Consider the following 26,534-nt stretch of genomic DNA (forward strand, 5'->3'; position numbering starts at 1 on the left):
TCTGACTGGTGTGATAGTTCGTCGCTCGCTGTGCGACGACCCGATCTTGCTACTTAGTACCGCGGGATACATTCGTGGACATATGTCCGCTCGATTCGGCGGAATAGCCGCCGTTTAATCCCCTTATATTCTCCCTATCCGTTCGCATATTGTGGACTCTCTTCGATTCGGCGTGGAAAATACTCGGTTTGTAAACGATCACCGTTTAGTAGTTGCATATGTTTTCTTGAGGCGTGAAACTCTGAATGATATCGAGCAAATCTCTCTCCGATAGGTGTGATTGTAAATCACACATTCCCGTCCGCGTCGCGTCTCGGAGGTGTGAGCCGTGACCGATCTGGTGCCGACCACGTGTATGCGATGTGCGGTCGGCTGCGGGCACGTCCAGCAGGCTCCCGACCGCGGCTACGGCCTCGGGACCGTCCGCGGCGATCCGAGTCATCCGGTCAACCGGGGACTGGCCTGCCAGCGCGGCGTCAGCGAGACCGCCGATCCGGGCGGCGAGTGGCTCACCAGGCCGCTCGTACGCAAAGACGGCGAGCTCGTGGCGACCACCATCGAATCGGCCCTCGAGCGCGCGGCGGAAGGCCTCGGTACCGCGCTGGAAGACGGCGGGAGCGACAGCGTCGCGGTCCTGGGGAGCGGGCAGCAGACCAACGAGGCCGCCTATGCCCTGGGCAAGCTCGCCCGCGGCGGCTTCGGGACCCGCTACTACGACGCCAACACGACGCTGTGTATGGCCTCGGCCGTCACCGCCTACTACGACGCGTTCGGCAGTGACGCGCCGCCGCCGACCTACGACGACATCCCCGAGGCCGAGACGCACGTCGTCTGGGGCGCGAATCCGTCGGCCGCCCACCCGGTCATGTTTCGCTGGATCCGCCAGTCCGCCGACGAGGACGACTCCGAACTCATCGTAGTTGACCCCGTTCACAGCGAGACCGTCGAGGTCGCCGACCACCACGTCCCGCTCGAGCCAGGTGCCGATCTCGCGCTTGCTCGAGCCGTTCTCGCTCGCGTCGTCGAGACGGACCGGATCGACGAGGCGTTCGTCGAGGAGGCGACGGTCGGCTTCGACGAACTCCGCGCGGAGCTTCCCGATGCAGCCGAGGCCGCCGAGATGGCGGGTGTCTCGATGGCCGACGTCGACCGCCTCGCAGCGGCGCTCGAGGATCCCGCACTACTCTACTGGGGGATGGGCATCAACCAGAGCGTCAACGGGACCGCGGCCGCGGGCGCGCTGATCGATTGCTGTCTCGCGACCGGCAACCTCCGGCCGGGGTCGGGACCGTTCTCGCTGACCGGACAGGCCAACTCGATGGGGACCCGCGTCTGCTCCTCGAAGGGGTCGTGGCCCGGTCACCGCCCGTTCGCGGATCCGGACCACCGCAGGGCGGTCGCCGAGACATGGGGCGTGCCGGTCTCGCGATTTCCCGACGACACGGGGCCGGGACCGGTCGGCATCGTCGACGCGCTCGGCGACGACGTCGACGCCGTCTACGCGGTCGCGACCAACCCCGTCGCGGGCATGCCCGATGCGACGCGCGTCCGCGAGAAACTCGAGGACGCGTTCCTCGTCGTGCAGGACGCCTTCCGGAGCGAAACGGTCGAGTACGCCGACGTCGTCCTGCCCGCGGCGACGTGGGGCGAGTCCGAGGGGACGACGACCAACATGGAGCGGACCGTCTCCCGGGTTCGGGCCGCAACGGAGACTCCCTCGGGCGTCCGGACGGACCTCGAGTTGATCGGCGACCTCGCCGATCGTATCGTCCCCGATCTGTTCGATCGGACGCAGGAGCCCGAAGCGGTCTTCGACGAGTTCGCGGCGCTGACAGCCGACACCCCCGCCGATCTCTCCGGGATCAGCTACGAGCGCCTCGAGGCCGAACGCGCGGTTCGCTGGCCGGCACCGGCACCGGACGCGTCGGCGGGCTACCGATACTACGAGGCCGGGGATCGCGGCGACGAGCAGACGGGTGACAACGATGACGAGCAGACGACGAACGATACCGGCGAGCGAACGGCCGACGACGGAGATGCGATCGACGGCGAGACTGATTCCGGCGGCCCGACCGACGAATCGTGGTCGTTCTACACCCAGTCAGGCCGCGCGCGGTTCTCGACGGGCGAGGCCCGGCCGCTTCCCGAGCCGACCGACGAGTCCTATCCGTTCACGCTGACCACTGCACGCCGCCCGGACGCGTACAATACCGGGGTCCGGACCCGCGAGGACGAACCGCCGACGGCGCGGGTCAGCCCGGCGACGGCCGCCGCGATCGCGGACGAGCTCGAGGCCCCCGCTGACGGCCACATGAGCGACGAGGCCGACGAGGGAGACGAGGACCGGCAGTACGGCCGCGTGGTCTCTCGACGGGCATCGGTCACCGTCAGCGTGGAGACCGACGAGGCGATCCCCGACGGGGTCGTCTGGCTGCCGATTCACCACCCCGACGTGAACGACCTCACCCTGCCCGACGTCGACCCGCGCTCGAACGAGCCGAACTTCAAGCAGTGTGCCGTCCGCCTCGAGGCGCCGCGGGAGCGCGACGTCAGGGCGGTCGCGGAAGCGAGTGCCTGAGGACGTATGACCGCGAAATCGACATCTGGTCCCGCGAGCGACGGCACACCCCCAATCCGGGGGAGTCCGCGACGGGGTGTGGCGTCCGCGACGCTCGGCTTCTTCGTCGGATTCGCCGGCGTGGTGCTCTACGGCCCCGTCGCGACCGAACTCGAGGGGGCGATGGGCCTCTCTGGGCTCACGCTCGGACTGCTGGTCGCAGCGCCGCAGTTGACCGGGTCGCTCCTTCGCATTCCCTTCGGCGCGTGGGTCGAGGACGTCGGGGCGGCGAAGCCGTTCCTGGTTTTGCTCGGCGGTGCCGTCGTGGGGATGGCCGGCCTGTCGACGATTCTCGTAACCCTCGGGACCGACGGTCTGACGATGGCCCACTACCCGCTCGTCTTCCTGTTCGGCGCGCTTTCGGGCTGTGGAATCGCGACGTTCTCCGTCGGGGCGGCCCAGACGTCGTACTGGTCACCGGAGGACCGACAGGGAACGATGCTCGCTGTGTACGCGGGCCTGGGCAACAGCTCGCCGGGAATCTTCACCCTCCTCGTCCCCGTCGCGCTCGCCGCGCTCGGCCTGACGGGTGCCTACCTCGCGTGGTTCGGCTTTCTCGTCTGCGGGACGTTCGTCTACGGCGTCATCGCCGTCGATCCCCCGTTCTTCCAGCTCCGGAAGCAGGGACTCCAGACCGAGACAGCGAAGCAACGGGCCGAAACGCGGGGCCAGGAGCTGTTCCCGAGCGGGGACGCGATGGCGTCGATCCGCGAGGCGGCCGGCATCCCGCGAACGTGGGTGCTCGTCGCGCTCTTTTTCGCGTCGTTCGGCGGCTTCCTCGCGTTGACGACCTGGTTTCCGTCCTACTGGACGGCCGTCCACGATCTCGACCTGCAGGCGTCGGGTGCCCTCACCGCGATCGCCTTCACGCTACTCGCGGCGCTCATTCGCGTTCCGGGGGGCATCATCAGTGACCGAATCGGCGGCGAACGGACCGCGATCGCGAGTTTCGCTGTCGTCGCCGTCGCTGCGGCCGTTCTGATGGCGGCTCGGACCGTCCCGATCGCGGTCGCCGCGACGGTCCTGCTCGGTATCGGGATCGGCATCGCCAACGCGGCTGTGTTCGGGCTCGTCCCGAAGTACGTGCCGGAGGCCGTCGGCGGCGCGTCGGGGCTGGTCGGCGGCCTCGGCGCGTTCGGCGGCTTCGTCATCCCGCCGATTCTCGGGCTCTTCGTCGATCTGCAGGGGCCCGCCGGCTACGCGAACGGTTTCGTCGTTTTCCTCGTCCTCGCGATCGCCTCGATTGGGCTCTCGGGCGGGCTGTACCGCGCTCGAGTGGTGCCGACGCCGGACGGCCCGGTTCCGTCCGACGATTGAACCTGTCCGGTTTTTGACCCACTTTCTGCCCGATTGTCGAGTTTGGGGCCAGCCACACACCCGGTCGTGATGCCGTCCCGGCCGTGTCACCCGCCGCGCGTCGGCTTCGTGCCCCGGGACCGAAGACGAAATTCGCGATTGCTCGCGAGACGGGATAGAGTCGCGCCGGCCGTCTTTGAAATCACCCATTCTCTCCCCCGCTGATCCGTGATATACATCCTAATACTGACCATATCTCATTGGATATCCCACGTCCGGCTCCGAATACGGGTCAAAATAAGTTGTTTGTAAACGATCACTGTTATATGCTTTAGGAACATGACGCCAAAACGTGAATTACGACATGTTTGGCGAGGAACTCTGCGAATTCGAGTCCGATCGTTCGGTCGGGGTGGTCCGCGATGGCGCATAAGAAAGAAGAACTCAAGGAGGGCTGTTACGGCGATGAGGTCCGTGAACACATCCTCGAGTTCGCCGAAAACGGCGGCTACGAAGCGATTCCGGAGGACGAACGCGAGACGTGGTTCACCCGGTTCAAGTTCTGGGGACTGTTCCACCAGCGCTCCGGGCAGGAGTCGTACTTCATGATGCGACTGACCAACGCCAGCGGCATTCTCGAGCCCGACCAGCTGCGAACGATCGGCGAGGTCGCCCGCGAGTACGCGACGGGTCCCGTCGAGAACCCCGAGTTCGGCAACGGCTGGATTGATCTGACGACCCGCCAGTCCGTCCAGTTGCACTGGCTCAAACTCGAGGACGTGCCCGAGATCTGGGAGCAACTCGAGTCGGCCGGCGTTCACTCCCGATCCGCGGGCGGTGACACGATGCGCAACATCTCCGGCTGTCCGCTCCACGGGAAGGCCGAAGAGTTCGTCGAGGCCGGCCCCCTACTCGAGCGCTTCGAGGAGGAGCTTCGCACGGACGACGCGCTCGCGAACATGCCCCGGAAGTTCAACATCAGCGCGTCGGGTTGTACGGTCGGCTGTGCGCAGGACTCGATCAACGATATCGGGTTCGAGCCGGCGACGAAGGAGGTAGACGGCGAGGAAGCCCGCGGGTTCAACGTCCGCGTCGGCGGCGGGCTCGGCGGTCGTCAGCCCCGCGCCGCGACGCCGCTCGATATCTTCGTCCGGCCCGAGAACGCCTACGAGGTGGGCCGCGGTTTCGTCGAGCTCTACCACGACTACGGCAACCGCCAGAACCGTTCGAAGAACCGCGCGCGGTTCTTCGCCGAGGACTGGGGCATGGAGAAGATCCGCGAGACGCTTCAGGAGGAGTACGTCGAGTTCGAAATGCACACGGCGGGCGAGGACTTCCGCGAGGAGTACACCTACAACGCCGGCCGTCCCGTCGAGGACGGCCAGCACGATCACGTCGGCGTCGGCGACCAGAAGGATGGCCGGAATTACGTCGGTTTGAGCGTTCCCGTCGGCCGCCTGCCCGCCGAGGACGCCATCGAACTGGCCGACTACGCCGACGAGTACGGCTCCGGCGAGGTCCGCCTGACCCGCCGCCAGAACCCCGTCATCGTCGATGTCGCCGACGAGGATCTCGAGGCCCTGCTCGCCGAACCGCTGCTCGAGGCGTACCCTGCCGAGCCGAGCCCCTTCGAGCGCGGTGCGATGGCCTGTACGGGAACCGAGTTCTGTTCGATCGCGCTGACCGAGACGAAGGGCCGGATGGCTCGCATGCTGCGCTGGTTCAACAAGAACGTCGACCTACCCAACGATGTCGGCAAAATCAAGATGCACTACTCCGGCTGTACCGCTGACTGCGGGCAGGCGATGACCGCGGACATCGGTCTGCAGGGGATGCGCGCCCGCAAAGACGGTGAGATGGTCGAGGCCTTCGATATCGGCGTCGGCGGCGGCGTCGGCGAGGAGCCCTCGTTCATCGACTGGGTGCAACAGCGCGTGCCGGCCGACGAGGCCCCCGGCGCGATCCGGAACCTGTTGCAGGCCTACGCGGCCCACCGTTCGGACGGACAGACGTTCCGGCAGTGGGTCGAGGCGACGGCCGAGGAACAGCTCGTCGAGTTCTGCGAGCCCGAGGAGACCGACTTCGAGGCACCGTACATGGCCGACGCCAAGCAGTCGTGGTACCCCTTCGCGGAGAGCGAGTCCGCGGCGGCCGCTGTCGGCGAGGAGTCCGCGGCTCCCTCGGACGACTGAGACGGCACCGATTCTGTGTTCTTTCGGCGGTATCAAACCGATTTCTCAGGCGTGTATTTATCAACTTCCGGACCGTATAGTCGACCATGCCCGAAGACGTACTCTTCAAATCCGAGAGCGACCAGAGTCGAGCGGATATCGCGTCCCTTCTCCGACGCGTCGCGGACAACCTCGAGGACGGCGAGGCGATCACGCTCAAAGCGGGATCCGAATCCGTGACGCTCGAGCCGCCAGCCCGTCCCACCTTCGAGGTCAAAGCCGAACGCGAGGGACCGGCCGACGCGCCCGGCGAACTGAGCGTCGAATTCGAACTCGAGTGGGACGAAGCCGGCGAAGGAGACGGGGACGGGAACGGCGGTGGACCGCTCGAAATCGAATAATCCAGCCGTTCTACTGCTTGCGTGGTGCGGGTGGTGATCGCCCGCAGTCGGCTCACTGACGACGCGATTAGCGGTGCTCTCGCGTTCGTTCGTACGCGTAATCGAGGGCGTCCTCGAGCGAGCCGGGGCCGTCGTAGCTGGCCGAGAAGAGATCCATGAAGTCTCGAGCGATCCGGTTACACCGTTCGAACGTCAGGACGGTTCTGACTCGCATCGTTTCGGAGAGATCGAGCCCCGGGTAGCTCGTCGCCGTCAGCGAGTAGCCGGGATGATCTTCACCGTCGAGCGAGGCGGGCGCGACCTTGAGCCGCAAATCACCCGATTCGTGGAGATACGTCCGATACTGCATTTCCCGGTCCATGTCGGCCGGGGTATAGGTCCGACACTCTTCGGCGTTCCACTCGAGCGGCACGTCGGCTTCCATCGATCACTGATACTAACCCGAGCGCTACGTTCGTATCGCAACAAGCAATATTATCGGACGGAAGTCCATGACCTGGAATATCGATTAGTTCTATGGGGTGTTATTGATTATATATTGGGTGAACGTCCATCTCTCCCACGCACTAGCCGAACGATCGACGAATCTGTCCTCGTCCCGGCAGCCGGTTTCGCTCTCACGTCCGGTGATCGGCTGGGATGGTGCAGTCCGTCGTTGTCGGTCGTCGCTCGCGGATTCGATATCAGGCACCCTATGAGTGACTGGCACGCACTACTGCGTTGGCCGGGAGCGCGGCTCGAGCAGATGCGAGAGCTGCGCGACTCGGGGAAGGGCAGGCGGTTCACCGATACTCGCCGTGAGCGAACGCAGTGAGCGAGCGGGTCGACGACTGATGTGAGTGAAACGAACGGAAGGAGGAGTGCTTTTCATCGAAGCTAAGCGGGATCGAAGATCCCGCGAGGTCCGAGAGAGCGCTTTGCGCTCTCTCGAGATTTTGCCGAGTGCGGTCGCGAAGCGACCGCACGCAGAGCAAAAGTTCGTTGTTAGTCGTCGCTCGAGGGGCCTGCCTCGGTGACTAACGCTTCGTCTTCGGCCTCGGGACTCACGCTCCCCGTCCGATAGCCGTGGAGATCGAGCGTGACGTGATCGAAGCCGAGCGTCGACAGCGCTTTGCGGACCGTCTCGACGAACTCGCGTTCCAGGGCGCGCTCGAGTTCGTCGGGTGCGACCTCGATGCGGGCGAGGCCGTCGTGGTCGCGGACGCGGAACTGGTCGAACCCCCACTGGCGGAGCAGCGCCTCGGCCTGCTCGATCCGTGCGAGTCGGTCGTCGGTGACGTCGAGGCCGGTCGGAATCCGCGAGGAGAGACAGGCCATCGAGGGTTTGTCGGCGACCGACAGATCGTAGCGGTCGGCGATCTCGCGGACCTCGTCCTTCGCGATGTCGTGGGCCAACAGCGGTGAATGCACGTCGAGTTCCTCCACCGCCTGCAGTCCGGGTCGGTGGCCCGCGCCCGGATCGTCCGCGTTCGTGCCGTCACAGACCGTTCCGACCTCGAGGTCGCGGGCGGTCTCGAGCATCTCGCCGAGTCGCATCGTCCGACAGTGATAGCAGCGGTCGTCGTCGTTCGCGACGAACGCGTCGCTCTCGAGTTCGGAGAAGGAGACGATTTCGTGGCGGATGCCGATCTCGCGTGCGACCCGTTTGGCGTCCTCGAGTTCGGCCGCAGGAAGCGTCTCGCTCTTCGCGGTGCAGGCGACGGCGTCCTCGCCGAGCGCGTCGTGGGCGAGCGCGGCCACCACGCTCGAGTCGACTCCGCCTGAGAAGGCCACGAGAACCCCGTTTCGGCCTGCGAGGTCGGTGCGGGCGGCCTCGAGTTTCGCCTCGACCGAAGTCATTGCCCGTCGTTCGGACCGAACGGGCAAAAGCGCGTTGTCGTCAGGTCGCGGATATCGCTTCCGTCGGACGCCGGCGGTCGCGAGGACGAGCCGTTTCGGGTGCGTCGCGCGGCCCGTTGCAGTCATCAGCGCGCCGGACGGTTAAGGTCGTGTCCGTGGTACCACGACTATCGAGACCACTATGGCTGTCTCCGACCACCTGCAACGGTTGCGCTCACTCGCCGAGACGGAAGGGCACACCAGCGACATCGACGAGCACTCGCGCGAAGAACACGTCGCCGACGCGGTGGCCCGCGGGATCCAGGGCGGGTTCGTTGCGACGCTGATCATGACCGCCTTTCGCCTCCCGCTCTTGCGATCGCTGCCGCCGTCGGCGAACTTCTGGTCGCAGTACGTCGCCGGCGGCGATCCCGATGATCACACGATCCCCGGCCTCGCCCTGCACCTCCTCTACGGCGTCAGCTCCGGCGCCGTCTTCGGCGTGCTGTTCTCCCTGTACGACGCCGGCCGATCGATCGAGCCCGAACAGCGCGGACTCGTCTGGGGCTCGGTCTACGGCATGGCCCTGTCGGCCTTCGGTACACAGGTCGTGTTACAGGAACTGCTCGATATCCGTCTCGAGGCCGACGAACTCGCGCTCTTTCACGCCGGCCACCTCGTTTATGGCCTTTCGCTCGGGGCCTGGGTCGGCTCCCGAACCGAGGGCGTAGAGGATCCGGAACGGGAGTACGAGTACGATAACGGCAACTAACCGTCGGTCCCGCTCAGCTTGTCGACGTCTTCCTCGAATCGACTCGCGTACTCGAGGCGCAGGTCTCGGGCGTCGGCCCGGGTCACGTACTGGCGGCCGTCGATCCGCGTCGAGATCGGATGATAGTCGCCGACAGAGAACCCCATCCGCTCGAGATAGTTCGCGACGGCCGGCGACTCGATGCCGTCGCGGATCGCTGACTCGGTGAGTTCACTGACGGTTTCGAACGCGGGGAGGGTGATTCCATCGCCCGTGATGTGGCCGGGTCGAGCGGTCGGACCGCCGTACCGGTACCCGATTCCGTCGTCGCTCGTCCAGCCGTCGCCATCGTCGCTCGTCCAGTTACCAGCCGCTCCCTCGTTCACTCCGTCGATTCGAACGGTGGTGCGGTGGAGCCGGTCCAGCATCGTCTCGAGGTCGTCGACCAGCCGAAGTAACTGACTCGGCAGGGCGGCGTCGGGCGAGCGCCATTCGATCGTGGACATCGACTCGTGCAGTCGCACGGGCGTCCAGCCTACGTCGTCGGGCGAGACGGACTCCTCGACCGTCGCCGCGTCGACACCCGCCGAGACGGCCGCGTCTCTGAACCCCTCGTAGCGGCGCTCGAGCCACCGATACCACTCTCCGACGGTCTCGACGTAGCGCCAGCGCCGGCCGCGTTTCGGGAACGCCTCGCCGTTCTCCGTTCGGTGGCAGCGGGAACGGGCCCCGTTGGCAATCCGGTCGCCTCGAACGTACGGCGACGAGTTGACCAGCGCGAGCGCCGGATCGAGGGCGAGGAGGGTGTTAAGCTGGTCGGTGACGTTTCGCTGCTCGATGTGGATCCCCGCGCCGGCACAGTATTTCGCGCAGTCGACGCGTTCGCCGATCACTGCCGTCCGGATACGCTCTTGCCCATCTGTACGCCGATCGGTCACGTCGCCGTTGATCGGCGTGGCGAAGGGGACGAGGCGCTTGTCCAGCGTCGACGCCCGCGAGAGGACTCCCTCGAGTTCCTTCGCGAGCGCCGTCCGGAGTTCCGAGATCGACTCGCAGGACGGCGTTTTCACCGCGAGTAGCGGCTCGACGGACGCTCGTTCGGTCCGCGTCGATACGTCCGCGAGCGGCCCCGGTTCGGTGAGATCGCCGTCGCTATCGACGACCCAGTACTCGACTTCGATACTCGTTTGCATGCTCGAGGGTCCTTCGCTCTCGTCGGTCGGGTTGCAGTGCGATCCGCGACGACGTCATTCGGCTCGGTCTGCCGGCTGGAAAACCGGTACTCGTCGTCGGTGTCGGTCCGATTGGATCGATTCGTGGAAGTGACCGTGCCCTGCAGCCGCCACCCGTATTTCATCGGGCCGTCGCTCCCGCCGGTGTGAGTCCGATTCGACCGGGAGGACCTCGACGACGACAAACAGAAAAGAGATAACGGAGCTGATCGGCGACCTCGCGAACGAGCACTTCGAGGAGGCCGATTTCGGCGACTGAATCCGATCAGCTCCTCGGTACGGGGACCCGAGCGCTCACTCCGGATCGAACCCACCGACGAGATACTCGAGCGCGAACAGCGCGATCGCGCCGAGGGCGGCCCAAGCGGCCGTCAGCGCGATCGTTTCGGTGGTCCATGCGTGCGTTTCGGCGATGTTGTGCAGCGGGGCCGGAACCGAGCCGGCGATGAGGCTGACCAGGAAGACGAGGGTCAACTCGCGGTTGCGGGCCAGCGCGATACGCACGACGCGGGCGATGGTAACGAGGCCGACGACGCCGCCAGCGAGGAACAGCACGACGGTCGTTCCCGGATCGATGACGTCGGCGAGCGAGCCATCGCCGAGCAGGTCGCCGATGGCGCGGACGAACGCACTCAGTTCGTCGGAGAGGAAGATGTACTGGCCGAGCAGTATTAGGATGAGCGAACCGGAGATTCCCGGCAGGATCATCGCGCTGACGGCGATCGCGCCGGCGACGAGGATCACGACCGGACCGCCTCCCGGGAGCGTGACGAGGTCGGCGGCGACCAGTAACGCGAGCCCGGCACCCGCGGCCGCGGTCCCTGCGTGAACGGGCGTCGTGAACGTCAGACTCCGGCCGAGCGTGATCGCCGAGGCGGCGATCAACCCGGTGAAGAAGCCGAACATCGCGACCGGGTTGGACTCCGCGAGTGTCGAGACGAGGTCGGCGATCAGCACCACCGCGGTGGCCATGCCGACGCCCAGCGGGAGCAGGAATCCGAAATCCAGTTCGAGCAGCGCCTCGCGCGCCCGCTCGCGCCGCTCGGGACGGTACCCCCGGAGGATGGCGATGGCTCGGCGAGGCGTAAACGCCGTGACGGCGGCGATCAGCCGGCCGTAGAAGCCCAGCAGGAGCGCGACGGTGCCGCCGGAGACGCCGGGGAGGGCGTCGGCCGTCCCCATGCAGAGCCCGTAGCCGTAGGCCCGAAGCAACTCGAGTCGGTCGACGACGACGTCGGTTCGTTCATACTCCATGTGTTCGTTCCTGGCGTCGCCGGTCGGCGTCGCGGCTGGACAGCGTTCGATGCCACCGTTTCGAGCCCGAGCGACCGAGCCGCCGTTTCGCCTGCATGGTCGATGGGGCGACGCGCGTCCGTATAAAAGTGCGACAACCTCGTCAGCGCGTGCTCCCCGTCCTCGTTTACCGTCTTCCATCCTTGTCTCAGTCCCCCATCCTCGTCTCCGTCCCTGGCCATCGTCGCCGTCCGGCTCGGCGAACCGCGGTTTCAGGCCGGCCGTCCAATCGTGTACAGGAACATCGGCGTCTGTCCCGCGGCGCGGGGGGCGAAGAAGTCCGAGACGATGTCGTCGTAGAACGTCAGCCCGGTCCCGCCGAGATCGCGATGGGCGTACGTCCCCAGATACAGTCGGCCGGCCGTCAGCGACGCCTCGAGCTGTGCCACCCGGTAGCCGCGATCGCCGAGCGCGTCGACGATCTCCTCGAGGTCGGACAGGAAGTAGACGCAGACCGCGGCGTCGGCGGCCAACCGCTGATCCAGCGCGAGGTGGCCCGCCTCGCTGCGAAAGTCGCCGGCCTGCAGCCGCTCGAGTTCGCCTCGAGCCGGATGGTAGCAGTAGCTGCCCGATGCGAGGCCGTCGACGCCGTTGACGATGAGATAGGGATCGACGAAGGAGAGCGGCGGGTCGTCCGCGAGACGGCTGTCCATCGCCACCCCGCGAACGGCCCGGTCGAGCACGGTCGATAGCTTCCGGAAACTGATCGGCTTGCGCTCGTACTCGCGACAGGAGCCGCGGCGACGGATCGTCTCGTGGAGCGGCCGGCTCGAGGCCGTCTCGTGATCGACCGGCTCGAGTGCAACCCGTTCGCCGTCACCGGGTTCGCGGATACCGATCGGTCCCACCGGCCGCCCGGACCGCCAGGAGTCGGCCGCGCCGCCGCTCTCGAGAGTGCCAGCCGACCACGCCTCGTGGATCAGCGGGAACGCCCGCTCGTTCGGCGAGAGCGGTTCGGTGTCGGGATCGATCGGGTCGATGTCAGCCGAACCGGAATTGGCGTCGGAACCGGCGGCGAAATCGGACTCGGAATCGGTGTTTCCCGAACCGATCGGCACGATCTCGAGTGGCGCTTCGCGTTCGGGCTCGAGTCCGAGCAGGTCCGCGACGGGACGATCCGCGAAGCCGGTGACGACCTCGGCGCGGTAGTCGAGCGCATGGGCGACCGCCAGCAGGTTCGCGAGGTGCGTCCCGGAGTCCCAGAACGCGTGGCGAAACGTTCGGTCCCCGTACTTCCAGGCGTTTCGCCACCACGTCGAGGTCGCGACGATCGACAGCGGCGCGTCGGCGACGCCCGCGTGCTCGCTGGCGCTCGCGAGCACGCCGCGGTAGTCCCCCTCGCGGAGCACGTCGAGCGACAGCGTCCGGGGATCGAAGTGGTAGACGCCGGCCTCGAGTTCGCGTCCCGGTTCACCGGTCTCGTCGTCGCCGTCGTCACCCCCGAGCTCGCCGCAGACGACGTACAGGTCGACGTGGTAGAGCGCACCGGTCGTCGCCGCGGCGCGAAAGCGGAGGGTGCGACCGCGCCTCTCGATCCGCTTCGTGATGCCGGCTGCGTAGTAGCACAGGTTCGTGACCGTCTCGAGGTCCGGCTGGCGCGCTCGAGTCGGATCGCCGTCGGGTGTTGGCTCCGCGATTGCCGCGAGCGCGGGTTGTTGGGGCGGGCGAATTCGGTCGGCGAGCGCTTTCGAGGGCAGGTCGATGTACTCCTTGTACGGCCGCGGTTTGTTGTCGAAGTTCAGGCCGCGACCGCCCTCGCGAACGCTTTCGGGCGAGTGTTTCGTCCGCTCGTGGTAGTCGATCGCCCCGGTTGGCATGCGCCGAGCTACCACGCCGGCGCGGAAAAACCCGGGCAGGAACTTTTTCCTCGCTCCGGTTTGTTACACCGCTCGAGAACATGGACCTCGAGTCGATTCCGGGCGTCGGCGAGAAGACCGCCCGAGCGCTGTCCGCGCTCGACGATCCCGAGCGCGCGCTCCGGGCGGGCGACGTGGAAGCGATCGCGACCGCCCCGGGGATCTCCCAGGGGCGGGCCGCCCGCATCGCGCGCGGTGCGATCCGACTCGAGCACGACGATCCCGGCGGGTTCCTCGCGACCGATCGCGCCCGCGAGGTCTATCGAGAGCTCCTCGGCCTGCTCGAGGAGCGCACGGTCACGGACTACGCCGCCCGGCGACTCGAGACGATCTATCCGAGCCCGCGGCGCTCGCGCATCGCGGAGGTCCAGGAGTTCTCCCGCGAGGCGCTCGAATGCGACCCTGACCCCGCGGTGCTCGACGCGCTCGAGGGGGTCCAACCCCTTCGAGAGCCGGGCGACGTGCGGGTCCGCGAGCGCTGTCTGGCGACGACCGACGCCGAGCGCTACAGCGAGGCGCGCGAGGCGATCCCGGAGCTCTCCGTCGAGATCGTCGAGGACGCACAGGGACTGGCCGAACTCGCTCGCGGATACGCGACGGTGATCGCCCTCGACGAGTCCTTCGCCGGCGTCACGCTCGAGGGCGACGTGCAGGTCCGTCCCGACGCCCTCGAGAACCCGGCTGAAGTCGTCCCCGAGCGGCCGCTGGCCTTCTTCGCGCGCAATCGGGACCGCCTGCAGGCGGCCGTCGCGGTCCATCGGGCCGCCGACCTCGAGCCGCCCTGCGATCTCTCGGCCCTCGAGGACGGCCTCTCGCGGCTGGCCGAGGACGGCACGGTCGCGGGCGACGACGAACTTGACCGGCTGACGACGGCGGTCGACGATCTCGATGCGGCGGCGAGCGCGGCCGAGAGCGTCGCAAACGACCACCTTCGGGAGGCGATCCGCGAACAGGACGTGACGATCGAGGGCTCGGACCTGCTCTCGCTGGTCGAACGCGGGGCCGGCGTCGACTCTCTCCTCTCGCGGGAACTTGCGGACGAGTACGCCGCGGCGGTCGAGGCGGCCCGAGACCACCTCGTCGACGCGCTCGATCTCGATCAGGGCGAAGCCGAAATAGCGCGCCGCGCGTTCAGCGACGAACCCACGTTTCCGGTCGAGCGCGACGAGGACGTCATCGGTCGGTTACGCGAGGAGCTGACGGCGGCCAAGGACCGCCGCGCGGGCAAACTGAAGCGCGAGCTCGCGGCCGATCTCGCCGACCAGCGCGACGGTGCCCGTCAGCTCGTCCGGGACGCCCTCGAGCTAGACGTCGAACTCGCGATCGCCCGCTTCGCCGAGGAGTACGAGTGCGTGATGCCCGAATTTGCTGATAGCGAGGCGCTACGCGCCTCGGAAGCGAGTAGCGCGGAACGAAGTTCCGCGGACAGTCGAGCGGCTTCCGAACCGCCGCGAGACGACGGTGAAACCGCGAGCAAAAGCGTTGCCGAGGTCGGCTTCGCGATCGAGGGCGGCCGCTCGCCCCTGCTCGACGAGCCGCTCGAGTCGATCGATCCCGTCGATTACGAGGTCTCGGGCGTGGCGCTCCTCTCGGGGGTCAACAGCGGCGGGAAGACCTCCACGCTGGATCTGGTCGCGAGCGTCGTCGTGCTGGCCCACATGGGGCTCCCCGTTCCCGCCGAGCGCGTTCGCTTGCGGCGGTTCGACGATCTGCACTACCACGCCAAGACCCAGGGGACGCTGGACGCGGGTGCGTTCGAATCCACCGTCCGGGAGTTCGCGGATCTCGCACAGGGCGGCGAGGGCTCGCTCGTGTTAGTCGACGAACTCGAGAGCATCACCGAACCCGGGGCGTCGGCGAAGATCATCGCCGGGATTCTGGAGGCCCTCTCGGCAAACGGCGCGACGGCCGTCTTCGTCTCTCATCTGGCCGGCGAGATCCGCGAGATGGCCGACTACGACGTGACCGTCGACGGCATCGAAGCCGTCGGGCTCGTGGACGGGGCACTCGAGGTCAACCGCTCGCCGGTCAAGGACCATCTGGCACGGTCGACGCCGGAGCTAATCGTCGAGAAACTCGCCGGCGAGGCCCGGGACGACGCGGTCGCGACCAACGGCGGCGCGCCCGCAGACAGCGAGGGCGACCCGGCACCCGTGTTCTACGATCGACTCCTCGAGAAGTTCGAGTAGTCTCCGTCCGTGCTTCCCGGTGGCCGGACTGGTCGCAACCGACACCAGTCGCCGCGTTGCACCGGGGTATGCAAGTATAATATCTACCACTGCCGGCCGACTGTGCTACACTATGCCATACCAGTTCCAGTGTCCCAGGGATGGGTGTTCTTTCGAACTCCGCTGTGACGCCGATCACGAGGCCGCACGACTCGCGCGAGCCCACGCCCGCGTCGCACATCGCGACCGAATTCCCCCGGCGGATCTCGATCGCTGGCTCGAGCGAATCGAGGCGGCCTGACGCCGCTCGAGCCGAGAATTCGGCAAACATCTAAGTAGCTTCGACAGCGTGGTGAAAGTGATGGCAGACGACCCCGAAGAGGGGATGTTGTCGTGGGACGAATCCGTGTTCAAGAACGAGCACGTCTTCGAGATCGACTACGTCCCCGAGACGTTCAAGCACCGCGAGGGCCAGACCCAGAGCCTGACGTACGCGCTGCGCCCCGCGGTGCGGGGGTCGCGGCCGCTGAACGTCGTCGTTCGGGGACCGCCCGGGACGGGAAAGACGACGGCGATCCAGAAGCTGTTCGACGAGGTGGGGGCCCAGACGAGCGAGGTCCGCACGATCCGAGTCAACTGTCAGGTCAACGCGACCCGCTACTCGGTGTTCTCCCGACTCTTCGAGGGCACGTTCGACTACGAACCGCCCTCGTCGGGCATCTCCTTCAAGAAGCTGTTCGGCCAGATCGCCGAGAAGCTCGTCGAGGAGGACAAGGTGCTCGTCGTCGCCCTGGACGACATCAACTACCTCTTTTACGAAAACGAGGCCTCCGACGCGCTCTACTCCCTGCTGCGGGCCCACGAGGAGTATCCCGGGGCGAAGATCGGCGTCGTCGTCGTCTCCTCCGACCCCGCCCTGGACGTCATCGACGAACTCGACTCCCGCGTGCAGAGCGTCTTCCGCCCGGAGGACGTCTACTTCCCGGTCTACGACCAGCCCGAGATCGTCGACATCCTCGAGGAGCGTGTCGAACGGGGCTTCAACGACGGCGTCATCGCCCGGGACACCCTCGAGTACGTCGCGGAACTCACCGCCGAGAGCGGCGATCTCCGGGTCGGGATCGATCTGCTGCGACGGGCCGGACTCAACGCCGAGATGCGGGCCAGCCGAACCGTCGAGCGACAGGACGTCGAGAACGCCTACGAGAAGTCGAAGTACATCAATCTCTCGCGCTCGCTGTCGGGACTGACCGACACCGAACGGGCGCTGCTTGAGGTCATCGCCGACCGCGACGGCGACCAGGCCGGCGAGGTCTACGAGGTCTTTCACGAGCGGACCGACCTCGGCTACACGCGCTACTCCGAAATCGTCAACAAACTCGACCAGCTCGGCCTGATCGACGCCGACTACGCGGACGTCGACGGGCGCGGCCGCTCGCGGTCGCTCACGCTCTCCTACGAAAAAGAGGCGGTACTCGACCGGCTCGAGTGATCTCGCCCGGACGCGGACGCCGAAACGACCGCTCGTTTTAGATGCCCCAGAGCAGCGCGATGCCGCCCGTCGTGACCACTGCCAGGAGGAGCTGTAGCGGCCCGCCGCCTCGCAGGAAGTCGGTGAACTTGTAGCCGCCGGGGCCGTAGACCATCAGATTCGTCTGATGCTTCTGCGTTACGGCTCGGACGGCTTCGTCGGAACCCTGATCCCCCGCGAGGCGATCGACCGCGGACTGGATCAGACGCTGTTCCGAAATCGCCGGCGTCGGCGGCTTCTTCGACGAGGCGCCGCCGGACGAGACGCTACCGGTGAGTCCACTACTCTAGTGAGGTGCGACGCTCGATCCTCGAGACCGGATCTCCGGCGCTCTCATTGACTCGATCGATCGAGGACGAGGCCGAGGATCTGACCGCACAGTTGCCAAGAAATCTGAGCCGGCACCGCACCGAGGGCGAGTCAGGTCGCCAATTCTCCGAGGAGTTGCTCGCGGAGACGGACGCGGACGTCGACGTCGGGGATCGAACGCCGGGAGAATACTGACCGCCGCGGTTTCGTTCGTCGGGTTCGCTCGTCGATTTCGCCCGTTTGGTCCGTTCTCAGGCCTGATAGAGCGTCTCGCGATAGTCTTCGGTCGTCTCGATGGCCGACTCGAGCTTGTCTTCCGTATTGCCGTCCGCCTGCTCGCGGGCCTGGCGAAGCGTATTGAGCCGTTCATCGAGGACGGCGTGATCGGGCGCGGTATCGCTCGTCACGTAGTCGGCGAACGCGTCCGTCGTTTCGCGGATGTTCTCGCGGACGTCGTCGCTGTCCGCCGACTTTGCGGCCTCCTCGAGGTCGTCGCGGGCCTGCTGGAGTTGGTCGGTCATGTCCGAATTCAGCACGAGCCGATGCATAACGGTTGGGCGAGCAGTGGCCACGTTCGGCTGCAGTCGGAGCGCTGTTCGGCTGCGGACGGGGTCCCGTTCGAAGTCCGCTCTTTCAGTTCCGAGTCGCTCGAGATCGTCGGCACGAATACTCGAGCGAAGTTCTCACCGCTGCTCTCACAGATGCGAGCGCGTCAAGTGGCTCGAGCCCCTGACTCCGATAATGAGTGACGCGCAAGGTCCCCTCCAGCCGGACCGGCCGAACGTCGATCACCCGTTTCGGGTCGACGCTCCCTTCGAGCCCGCGGGTGATCAGCCCGACGCGATCGAGCAGTTAGTCGACGGGTTTCGGTCCGGAATGGACAAACAGACCCTGCTCGGCGTGACCGGGTCCGGGAAAACGAACACCGTCTCGTGGGTCGCCGAAGAGATCCAGAAACCGACGCTGGTGATCGCCCACAACAAGACGCTGGCGGCCCAGCTCTACGAGGAGTTTCGCAATCTCTTCCCGGACAACGCCGTCGAGTACTTCGTCTCCTACTACGACTACTACCAGCCCGAGGCCTACGTCGAGCAGAGCGACACCTACATCGACAAGGACGCCTCGGTCAACGACGAGATCGACCGCCTGCGCCACTCCGCCACGCGGTCGCTGCTGACCCGCGAGGACGTCATCGTTGTCGCGAGTGTCTCCGCGATCTACGGCCTCGGTGACCCGCGCAACTACATCGACATGTCCCTGCGACTCGAGGTCGGCGAGGAGATCGGCCGCGACGAACTCCTCAAACGCCTGGTGGATCTGAACTACGAGCGCAACGACGTCGACTTCACGCAGGGCACGTTCCGGGTGCGGGGCGACACCGTCGAGATCTACCCGATGTACGGCCGGTACGCCGTTCGGGTCGAGCTCTGGGGCGACGAGATCGACCGCATGGTCAAGGTCGACCCGCTCGAGGGGAAAACCCAGGGCGACCAGCAAGCGGTGCTCGTCCACCCCGCGGAGCACTACTCGATTCCCGAGACCACGCTCGAGGACGCGATGGACGAGATCCGCGACGATCTGGATTCGCGCATTTCCTACTTCGAACGCAAAGGCGACATGATCGCCGCCCAGCGCATCGAGGAGCGGACGTCCTTCGACCTCGAGATGATGCAGGAGACGGGCTACTGTTCGGGGATCGAGAACTACTCGGTCTACCTCTCCGATCGGGAGTCCGGCGAAGCGCCGTACACCCTGCTCGACTACTTCCCGGACGACTTCCTGACCGTGGTCGACGAGTCCCACGTCACCCTCCCGCAGATTCGCGGCCAGTTCGCCGGCGACAAGTCCCGGAAGGACTCGCTGGTCGAGAACGGCTTTCGGCTACCGACGGCATACGACAACCGGCCGCTCACCTTCGAGGAGTTCGAGGAGAAAACCGATCAAACGCTCTACGTGAGCGCCACACCGAGCGACTACGAGCGCGAGGAGAGCGAGCAGATCGTCGAACAGATCGTTCGGCCGACCCACCTCGTCGACCCGGCGATCGAGGTTTCCGACGCGACGGGGCAGGTCGACGACCTCATGGACCGCATCGACGAGCGTATCGAGCGCGAGGAGCGCACGCTCGTGACGACGCTGACCAAACGGATGGCCGAGGACCTCACCGAGTACCTCGAGGAGGCGGGCGTCGACGTGGCCTACATGCACGACGAGACTGACACGCTCGAGCGCCACGAGATCATCCGCTCGCTGCGATTGGGTGAGATCGACGTGCTCGTCGGGATCAACCTCCTGCGGGAGGGGCTGGACATCCCCGAGGTCTCGCTAGTGGCCATTCTCGATGCGGACCAGGCGGGGTTCCTTCGGAGCGAGACGACGCTCGTCCAGACGATGGGCCGGGCGGCCCGGAACGTCAACGGCGAGGTCGTCCTCTACGCGGACGAGCCCTCGAACGCCATGGAGTCCGCGATCGAGGAAACCCAGCGCCGCCGCGAGATCCAACAGGAGTACAACGAGGAACACGGCCTCGAGCCCACGACGATCGAAAAGGAGGTCAGCGAAACCAACCTGCCCGGCAGCAAGACCGACACCAGCGAGGTCTCCGGCCGGGAGATCGAGAGCGAAGACGACGCGGCGCGGTACGTCGACGAACTCGAGGAGCGGATGCAGGACGCGGCGGGGAATCTCGAGTTCGAGCTAGCGGCCGATATTCGCGATCGGATTCGGGAGGTCCGGGAGGAGTTCGAACTCGAGGGCAGCGACGAGGGGATCGCGCCGCCGACCGAGGAGTTCTAGCTGGATTCCGTCTGCGCCAATCAGAGCGCCGAACTGTGGATATTCACTGTGATCGTCCAGCTGCCGGTGTTCGCCGACAAAACAATTTTCATAGTATTATTATTTGGGTAAAATTTACATCCCAGAAAAATAATATGTATTTGAAGTCGGTCACAACGACTTCAGACAAGACGGTGTTCAGGAAGATGGACGAGCAATCGAAACCAGACGGAACGGAACAAAGCGCTAACCAACAGTCGTCATCGCGAAACGAGCACGGAACGACGTCAAGACGCGGGCTTCTCCGGAAAAGTGGTGCGGGAGCGGTTGCCCTCACCGGGTTTGCCGCGGCGACGACTTCGGCTGAAGCACAGACACACGGATACTCAGTTGGTAATGCAGAGTATGGCGGCAGTTGGGACTCAATTCACGTGTCCATCGTGGACATGTGCAATTCGAGTGCCAAGTCCCGTGAGTGTCGAGACGGCGTGTACACTGGTCTGAAGCAGTTGTACAATAGATTCGACTGGTTCAAAGGATTCTGGATCGAGTACAACGAGACTGACGTCACCTACACTGGGCCGAACGATTCGAGCGCCATTGGTGATCGGCTCTCCGACGAGGGCTTTGATGAAGATATTCACTACCACGTGATCAACAACTCGTTCGACGGATCGACCCACAACAGAGGAGGGAACGCTTGGAACAGCGATCGCCGTGAAATATCGGCTGTCTCGTACGAATCGACGTTTTGGCACGCCCCGAATATGATCAATCGAGGGTTACATCAGTTTATCCATATGTATATCGGCGGTAACGAGGCCCAGAGTCGCGCCGATGGTGACCTGAACGACTACGAGGCACAACACGCGCTGGGAACGAGCATTCGGGGCGTTCGATCGGTGATGGCTGACCGAAACGCGTACTCTGATTTAGCACAATGTGGGAATTGTTCGGGAAGTAGCTCAGGGAGCGCACCGCAAGGGCGAAACGATATCTACTTCTCGAACTGTGCGGAGTTCGCCTTCCGAGAGTCTGCGTACGCAGAAAGATAACCTATTTGAAATTTCGACTCCCACCAGACATTTCCACTATTTGGCTCTGGTGAATCGATAGACAGCGTCGAGTTGATCCGTTACAACTAGGGAGTTGAAGCGGGAAACGGCGGATGCTTCATGTCCAAAATTCCCCGCTTCACTGGGAGGGTAGTAACGTTGGCTAAAAGTATAGAAGATGGAAGCGAACCAAGAAACGACATCAACTGCTAGCAATGAAGGAAAAAGCACGGAACCTTTCAAAAGAAGCTAGATATCTCCGCCAATCTGGTAATCTCACTGAAGCAGCCGGCAGGTGGACTCCACGGAGCGTCTACCGCCTATGAGGTAGCCGCTACAAAGTACTCGAGTGCTGCGGTCGTTGCCAGCGATGCTGTCGCCGCCGGCGGGTATGCCGTGTAGGCCGAGACGACCGGCTCCGCAGCCGGCGAGGCCAGCCAACGAGCGTACGTTCAGTCCGTTCCGGTCACCGAACCACTGTGGCAGGAAGAGGTCGACGGCCTCGAGATCACGCTCCCAAGTGGGGCTGTCTACGAACACGAGATCCACGATGGGCACGAGCGCAAGCACGGGTGGGAGCAGATCAAAGAACTCCCGGGAATCAATCAACACGAGGATGTCCGTGAGATCGTTCGTGCGCCGAACGCGATCGAGGAAGACGGTCGCTATGACCTGATTATCGGCGATAACCCGGGTGGAGACGGGCAAATCATTCTGCGCGTGCTCGAGGGGATGATCATCAGTGCGTCGGCTTACGACACTGTCGAAGATCCACTCGGCCGCGAGGTGTACATTGACAAGGACGAAGAACATGCGATTCGAGAGGGAAAAGAGATAACCTACGAGGAATTAGTCAATGCAAGTGAGAACGCTGACGGAATTTGGGAAGGATCGGAACTAGACTTCTATGTAAAACAGATGGATGATGGAACGTGGTGGATAATCAAGGTATATACACTAGGCGGGGTAATATATGAGGTGAGTACCGTAATATATGCAGAGACGCGATCGGATGTGGATGAATATCTAGAAAATGATATCAACGATATACTGCGCAAAATATACTAGTTAACAATATAATGTCGTTTGAGAGTTACAGGGTGTACAGAGAACAAGCAAGTGAGCATCGAGCGAATGGAGCGTTCGCCCAGGCGGGACACTATTATACTGCTGCTGCTCACGAGGCCCTCGGGCACGCAAATTATGCGAGCGAGTCGCTAGATCACGGACAGGTAAATACTGCACGCGGACTGCGATCGATGCTTGCTGCGGCACTATGTTACCGGCTTGCAGAGACGATCAAACGGTGCCGTATGCGGTGTTCGCAGGGAATCCTCCTTGCAGAAGAAATTCGCGACTACACTGCGGCGTACGAACCCCAGCAGGGGATCATGTGGGAATATATTGGTGACTTCCGAGTGATTGCAGACCGTCAGGACTGGACGGATGCGTATGATATGGCAGCCAGCTATTACGAAGGCTGTGACAACGTGATCGGCTGGATCGCCGAACCCGAATTTGAAATCAATATGTCATTCATGCTGACGGTTTCGGACGCTGTTGAACATGGTATTGATCAGCAAACAAAGAGTGAAATCACTGCGAGATCACTCGAGCGACGTATTGAGTACAAACGGAAACATTTCCAAGAAATCATCTCACAAGTAGTTTCTCAGGAAGAGTGGGCATAAAATCTATCTCTCACCCGGTAGAAGTTCCAGTTACGGAGCGCTCATCGAAAAGCCCGACAAGGTCGAGATAACCGTCAGCGATCAGGCCGGTGCGGAGGCAGAATACGTGATCGACGTTTCGGGGAACAAACCCCGGGTCGTAGAGGCGTCGGTCGCTGTGGGTGCCGGGTTGGTCGCCACCCCGGAACCCGTTTCGAGCGGCACCGGTGGCATCATGATCACTACTGCCCTCGGCGGCGCAGCAGTTTACGGAATCGCCCAAGAGACCGTTCTTAATGATGGGAGCGACGTGACCACAGAGACGTTCAGCTCGAGCGTTAACATCGGTGCCGAGACTGAGGATGCATGGGAGACGCCGGATGACCTCGAGATCGCGCTCCTGAGCGGGGCCATCTATGAGCAGGATGGCTATGACCGCGGCTACGGTTGGGAGTACATTGATAAGACAACTTCGATCACGAAAACCGAAATTGGGAACGTGATTGGGAACGCGGGAGAGTCGAAGATCATCGAAAGGATGGTGAAATAGAATTCGAAACTATTGTGACTGCCCCGGTTACCGAGATTGAAGCTACCCCCATTTTGATACGGAGATTCCACTAATTGTCGTCGATATTTGCTGCGAGGATTCTGTACAAAATTCACAGCACGCCGAATCCGAACTCGGCCATGCCGAAAACCGGCCCCCACAGGAAGTGGAGCGCGACGCCGACGACCACGGCGGGCAGGAAGTTGTAGATAGTCGCGATGATGGCGGCCCTGGCGTCGACGGCCAGCAGCGGGAACAGGGCGTCGCCGTCCTGGGCGATCGCGTTGGCACTCAGCGCGGAGAAGGGCAGGCCGCCCTCGGCGTAGACGCTCGAGAGCAGGATCTGGGGGCCACAGCCGGGGATCAGCCCGACAACCGCGCCGCCGATCGGTGCCAGCACGCCCGCCGCCGCGGCGAGAGTCGCGATGTTCGCCCCGCTGAAGAGGACGAAGTACTCGTAGACGAGGAAGGCCACGAGCACCCAGACGGTGACGAAACTGGTCTCAATCGCCGCGTGCGTGAGCGTGTCGTAGACGGAGCCGAAGGAGTCTCGAGCCCGGGCGATTTCCCCCTCTCCGACGTAGTGGCGGCCGACGGCGTAGAGGTACAGCGACAGGACCGCGCCGACGATGCCGGTGACGGTGAACAGTCCATCGAAGCCGAGGCCGAGCGACAGCGCGACCTCGGGGCCGCCGCGGAGCAGGTAGAGGCTTCCAAAGATGAGCCCCGAGATGGCGGCTCCCCACCATAGGACGTGCGCGAGGTGTGAGAGCGGGGTGAGCACTCGAGAGTGTCGATCCGGTCCCGACTCATGGGCGTGGGTGGGGGCCGGGCCGCCGTAATCGTGGGCCGGATTCGGCCCGACGCCGCTGTTGACCACGGTGCCGCCGTCGGCCATCGCTGGCGAGAGTTTCGCGACGGCAGCGTCGACCCGCGAGACGCCCAGTCCGACTTCGTCGACGAGGTAGCCGGTCGCGACGGAGGCCGCGAAGGCGATGGCGTAGGCGTAGAGTGCGGCTTCGGGGGCCAGTGCGAGGATGACGAACGCCGAGTCGCCCGCGGTCGCACCTAGCGTCGCGACGACGGTCCCGAAGCTGACCGTCCCGCGGACGTACAGCGGCATGACGACGATCGCGCCGCCGCAGCCGGGAGTCAGCCCGAGGAGGCCGCCGAACAGCACCTGCAATCGTTCGTTGTCCTCTATCGCGCCGATGACGGCCCCGTCGGTCGCGTACTGGAGCAGACCGAAGGCCAGTACCGTTACCGCGACGAACGCGCTCACCTGAACGTAGCCGTCCCGGAGCGATGCGAGGAGGACCTCGAGCAGTTCGTTCACGGCGTCTCACTTCCGGTTTGGGCGCTCGGTACCCAAAGATTAGACATCTCTAAAAATAGGTTTAGTATAGTAGGATAAAAAGTTGCTGGTGGCTGTTGCCGGTCGTTCGCATACGGTGTCGCCGCTTCGCTCACGTTTGTTTACCCCGTCTTCGGGCCGTCAGCTCAGCCGTACCGGTCGTTTCCCTCGATTTCATTCCCACGAGAGAACGGGAGCGGTCGGTCTCGCTCGTCGTCACGCGGCCCCGCCTAATTCAGCGCGAGGTAACCTCGGCGTTCACGCCGGGGAGACTGTCATTCGTTCTCGTGGTCCTCACGCAGGTGTTTGATCGCGTGGAGTTCGACCACGGGAACTATTTTGGCGACGGTGAGGAAGAACAGACAGACCATGCCGATCGTCCCGAAGATCGACGCGAGTTCGATCAGGCTCGGGATGTAGACGCCCGGGACGGCCGCGTAGATATCGAACGTCGGGTGAAGGAACCCCTCGACGACGAACAGCACCTTCTCGAGGATCGTCGCGGTGAGGACGGCGAGGCCGGAGATGACGGCCCGTCGCTTGGTGAACAGCGTCGGCCGGAGCGTCTGGGCGAAAATGTACGACAGAGTCAGGAAGACCAGCGACATCGAGGTGAGGTAGATGGGGTTGGTCGCTCTGGCCAGCGCTGCGACGGTCAGGTCGACGGGTGCGGCGAATAGCCCGGTGATGTTCTGCTGGAGCTGCAGCCACAGGAAGAGCAGACAGAAGAAGCCGAGCCAGAGGAGCAGTCCGCGGAAGATGTCGTCGGTGAAGATGTGGTCCCAGTCGTAGGCGTAGCGAAACGAGTAGGCGAGGATGATCACGCCGCTGATGGCCGACGTGAGCGCGATGGTGAGAAACTGCGGCCCCTGTACGCCGCCGAACCAGGTCGGCATCGTCGGGATCACCGCGAACAGCCATGGAATGACGCCGCCGTGGAGCAAGAGCGGGGCCATGATGATGATCGCGAGCGCGAGCCACCAGACCATACGCTGGACGATCCGATCTTCCGTCTTGGTGTAACCGATCGTGATGAGCCGATAGATCGGATCGAGCCGGTCGGGAAGCTGGTCGCGCAGTCGGCTGACGTCGTAACGCAGGGTGAGCGAGAGATAGGTCGCCGTCAATACGAAGTAAGCCGTGATGACGGTCACGTCCCACACCAGCGGCGAGTTGTGGATCGTGATGTGGTAGTGACCGACGACGCTCGTGACCATCCGGTCCGGCCGGCCGAGGTGGACGATGATGTAAAAGCCCGCCGCGGACAGCCCGGCGAGAGTCAGCAACTCGGCGAGTCGTGCGACCGGCATGTAGCGATCCATCCCCAGCAGACGGACCGCGGCCGAGAGGATGATCCCGCCGTGGGCGATGCCCACCCACCAGATGAAGGCGCCGATGTAGATTCCCCACGTGACGCCGCCGCCGCTCCCCCAGTCACCGAGCGCGGTGACGGCTAGGCCCTCCTGCAGCTGGTAGGCCCAGCCGACGAGGAAGGCGAGAAGCGCCAGTCCCGCCACGGCGACCATCGCGAAGTACGTTTTCGAGGTCGTTCCGATCGGCCGCAGAATGTCGGCCTCGCTCGGCGTTTTCGTCCCCATCGTGCTATGGAGGACCACACCAGCGCCTCACTTGCGTCCGTGCGGTGCATTTGCAAGGTCTTGGAGCGATCAGTTCCATCCGCTTCGTC

Annotated in this window: 23 protein-coding genes; 14 read left to right on the top strand and 9 right to left on the bottom strand. The window is 64.5% G+C overall.

Features of this window, described 5'->3' with window-relative positions; all coding sequences use genetic code 11:
* Positions 1 to 355: 355 nt before the first annotated feature.
* The 4 genes from nasA to CP556_RS08155 all read left to right on the top strand — a co-directional run bounded on the left by nasA (position 356) and on the right by CP556_RS08155 (position 6,485).
* Positions 356 to 2,578 (top strand): assimilatory nitrate reductase NasA, encoded by a 2,223-nt coding sequence (nasA, locus tag CP556_RS08140; RefSeq protein ID WP_255291519.1) that lies wholly within the window; start codon positions 356 to 358, stop codon positions 2,576 to 2,578.
* A 6-nt stretch (positions 2,579 to 2,584) separates the two neighbouring features.
* A complete protein-coding gene (locus tag CP556_RS08145) occupies positions 2,585 to 3,934 on the top strand; it encodes an MFS transporter (RefSeq protein ID WP_098725159.1) in 1,350 nt (449 codons plus the stop codon).
* Positions 3,935 to 4,335: 401 nt separating this feature from the next.
* On the top strand, positions 4,336 to 6,105 hold the full coding sequence (locus CP556_RS08150; protein ID WP_098725160.1) for a nitrite/sulfite reductase: 1,770 nt from the start codon (positions 4,336 to 4,338) through the stop codon (positions 6,103 to 6,105).
* 86 nt (positions 6,106 to 6,191) lie between these two features.
* Positions 6,192 to 6,485 (top strand): amphi-Trp domain-containing protein, encoded by a 294-nt coding sequence (locus tag CP556_RS08155; RefSeq protein ID WP_098725161.1) that lies wholly within the window; start codon positions 6,192 to 6,194, stop codon positions 6,483 to 6,485.
* Positions 6,486 to 6,552: 67 nt separating this feature from the next.
* Here CP556_RS08155 and CP556_RS08160 read toward each other — a convergent pair whose 3' ends face one another.
* Entirely contained in the window at positions 6,553 to 6,909 is a 357-nt protein-coding gene (locus tag CP556_RS08160; protein ID WP_098725162.1) for a hypothetical protein, read from the bottom strand.
* 560 nt (positions 6,910 to 7,469) lie between these two features.
* Positions 7,470 to 8,324, bottom strand: coding sequence for an ATP-dependent sacrificial sulfur transferase LarE (larE, locus tag CP556_RS08165; protein WP_098727328.1), 855 nt, complete (start codon positions 8,322 to 8,324; stop codon positions 7,470 to 7,472).
* A gap of 181 nt (positions 8,325 to 8,505) precedes the next feature.
* Here larE and CP556_RS08170 point away from each other — a divergent pair, with 181 nt between their 5' ends.
* Positions 8,506 to 9,075 carry a DUF6789 family protein gene (locus tag CP556_RS08170; RefSeq protein ID WP_098725163.1) on the top strand — a complete coding sequence of 190 codons (570 nt, stop codon included), beginning with the start codon at positions 8,506 to 8,508 and terminating at the stop codon, positions 9,073 to 9,075.
* Here the strand turns inward: CP556_RS08170 and CP556_RS08175 are convergent.
* From CP556_RS08175 to CP556_RS08185, 3 genes are all read right to left on the bottom strand, one after another.
* On the bottom strand, positions 9,072 to 10,247 hold the full coding sequence (locus tag CP556_RS08175) for a hypothetical protein (RefSeq protein ID WP_098725164.1): 1,176 nt from the start codon (positions 10,245 to 10,247) through the stop codon (positions 9,072 to 9,074). The genes CP556_RS08170 and CP556_RS08175 overlap by 4 nt on opposite strands.
* A gap of 333 nt (positions 10,248 to 10,580) precedes the next feature.
* Entirely contained in the window at positions 10,581 to 11,540 is a 960-nt protein-coding gene (locus CP556_RS08180) for a DUF368 domain-containing protein (RefSeq protein ID WP_098725165.1), read from the bottom strand.
* A gap of 251 nt (positions 11,541 to 11,791) precedes the next feature.
* Positions 11,792 to 13,396 carry a SagB/ThcOx family dehydrogenase gene (locus tag CP556_RS08185; RefSeq protein WP_098725166.1) on the bottom strand — a complete coding sequence of 535 codons (1,605 nt, stop codon included), beginning with the start codon at positions 13,394 to 13,396 and terminating at the stop codon, positions 11,792 to 11,794.
* A gap of 80 nt (positions 13,397 to 13,476) precedes the next feature.
* Here CP556_RS08185 and CP556_RS08190 point away from each other — a divergent pair, with 80 nt between their 5' ends.
* The 4 genes from CP556_RS08190 to CP556_RS08200 all read left to right on the top strand — a co-directional run bounded on the left by CP556_RS08190 (position 13,477) and on the right by CP556_RS08200 (position 17,638).
* Positions 13,477 to 15,624: a MutS-related protein gene (locus tag CP556_RS08190; RefSeq protein WP_098725167.1), complete on the top strand. Its 2,148-nt coding sequence runs from the start codon at positions 13,477 to 13,479 to the stop codon at positions 15,622 to 15,624.
* 112 nt (positions 15,625 to 15,736) lie between these two features.
* Complete coding sequence (locus CP556_RS25235) at positions 15,737 to 15,904, top strand: DUF1059 domain-containing protein (RefSeq protein WP_141551646.1); 168 nt, start codon at positions 15,737 to 15,739, stop codon at positions 15,902 to 15,904.
* 60 nt (positions 15,905 to 15,964) lie between these two features.
* On the top strand, positions 15,965 to 17,095 hold the full coding sequence (locus CP556_RS08195; RefSeq protein WP_098725168.1) for an ORC1-type DNA replication protein: 1,131 nt from the start codon (positions 15,965 to 15,967) through the stop codon (positions 17,093 to 17,095).
* A gap of 333 nt (positions 17,096 to 17,428) precedes the next feature.
* Complete coding sequence (locus CP556_RS08200; RefSeq protein WP_098725169.1) at positions 17,429 to 17,638, top strand: hypothetical protein; 210 nt, start codon at positions 17,429 to 17,431, stop codon at positions 17,636 to 17,638.
* A gap of 56 nt (positions 17,639 to 17,694) precedes the next feature.
* Here the strand turns inward: CP556_RS08200 and CP556_RS08205 are convergent, their stop codons facing one another.
* Entirely contained in the window at positions 17,695 to 17,964 is a 270-nt protein-coding gene (locus CP556_RS08205; RefSeq protein ID WP_098727329.1) for a DUF7553 family protein, read from the bottom strand.
* 220 nt (positions 17,965 to 18,184) lie between these two features.
* Here CP556_RS08205 and uvrB point away from each other — a divergent pair, with 220 nt between their 5' ends.
* Both uvrB and CP556_RS08215 read left to right on the top strand, forming a co-directional pair.
* Positions 18,185 to 20,239: an excinuclease ABC subunit UvrB gene (uvrB, locus tag CP556_RS08210; protein ID WP_098725170.1), complete on the top strand. Its 2,055-nt coding sequence runs from the start codon at positions 18,185 to 18,187 to the stop codon at positions 20,237 to 20,239.
* 185 nt (positions 20,240 to 20,424) lie between these two features.
* Positions 20,425 to 21,273 carry a hypothetical protein gene (locus CP556_RS08215; RefSeq protein ID WP_141551647.1) on the top strand — a complete coding sequence of 283 codons (849 nt, stop codon included), beginning with the start codon at positions 20,425 to 20,427 and terminating at the stop codon, positions 21,271 to 21,273.
* A 276-nt stretch (positions 21,274 to 21,549) separates the two neighbouring features.
* Here CP556_RS08215 and CP556_RS08220 read toward each other — a convergent pair whose 3' ends face one another.
* A complete protein-coding gene (locus CP556_RS08220; RefSeq protein ID WP_141551648.1) occupies positions 21,550 to 21,981 on the bottom strand; it encodes a hypothetical protein in 432 nt (143 codons plus the stop codon).
* Positions 21,982 to 21,993: 12 nt separating this feature from the next.
* Between CP556_RS08220 and CP556_RS25240 the strand changes: the two genes are divergently transcribed.
* From CP556_RS25240 to CP556_RS08230, 3 genes are all read left to right on the top strand, one after another.
* A complete protein-coding gene (locus CP556_RS25240) occupies positions 21,994 to 22,341 on the top strand; it encodes a hypothetical protein (protein ID WP_141551649.1) in 348 nt (115 codons plus the stop codon).
* Positions 22,342 to 22,532: 191 nt separating this feature from the next.
* Positions 22,533 to 22,964: a hypothetical protein gene (locus CP556_RS08225; RefSeq protein ID WP_141551650.1), complete on the top strand. Its 432-nt coding sequence runs from the start codon at positions 22,533 to 22,535 to the stop codon at positions 22,962 to 22,964.
* A 106-nt stretch (positions 22,965 to 23,070) separates the two neighbouring features.
* Positions 23,071 to 23,493, top strand: a complete 423-nt coding sequence (locus CP556_RS08230; protein ID WP_098725174.1) for a hypothetical protein — start codon at positions 23,071 to 23,073, stop codon at positions 23,491 to 23,493.
* Between the two features lie 112 nt (positions 23,494 to 23,605).
* Here the strand turns inward: CP556_RS08230 and CP556_RS08235 are convergent, their stop codons facing one another.
* Positions 23,606 to 24,829, bottom strand: a complete 1,224-nt coding sequence (locus tag CP556_RS08235; protein WP_098725175.1) for a putative manganese transporter — start codon at positions 24,827 to 24,829, stop codon at positions 23,606 to 23,608.
* Between the two features lie 293 nt (positions 24,830 to 25,122).
* Positions 25,123 to 26,445 carry an NrfD/PsrC family molybdoenzyme membrane anchor subunit gene (gene nrfD, locus CP556_RS08240; RefSeq protein ID WP_098725176.1) on the bottom strand — a complete coding sequence of 441 codons (1,323 nt, stop codon included), beginning with the start codon at positions 26,443 to 26,445 and terminating at the stop codon, positions 25,123 to 25,125.
* Positions 26,446 to 26,534: the final 89 nt, after the last annotated feature.

This window comes from Natrinema sp. CBA1119 (assembly GCF_002572525.1).
Classification (GTDB): domain Archaea; phylum Halobacteriota; class Halobacteria; order Halobacteriales; family Natrialbaceae; genus Natrinema.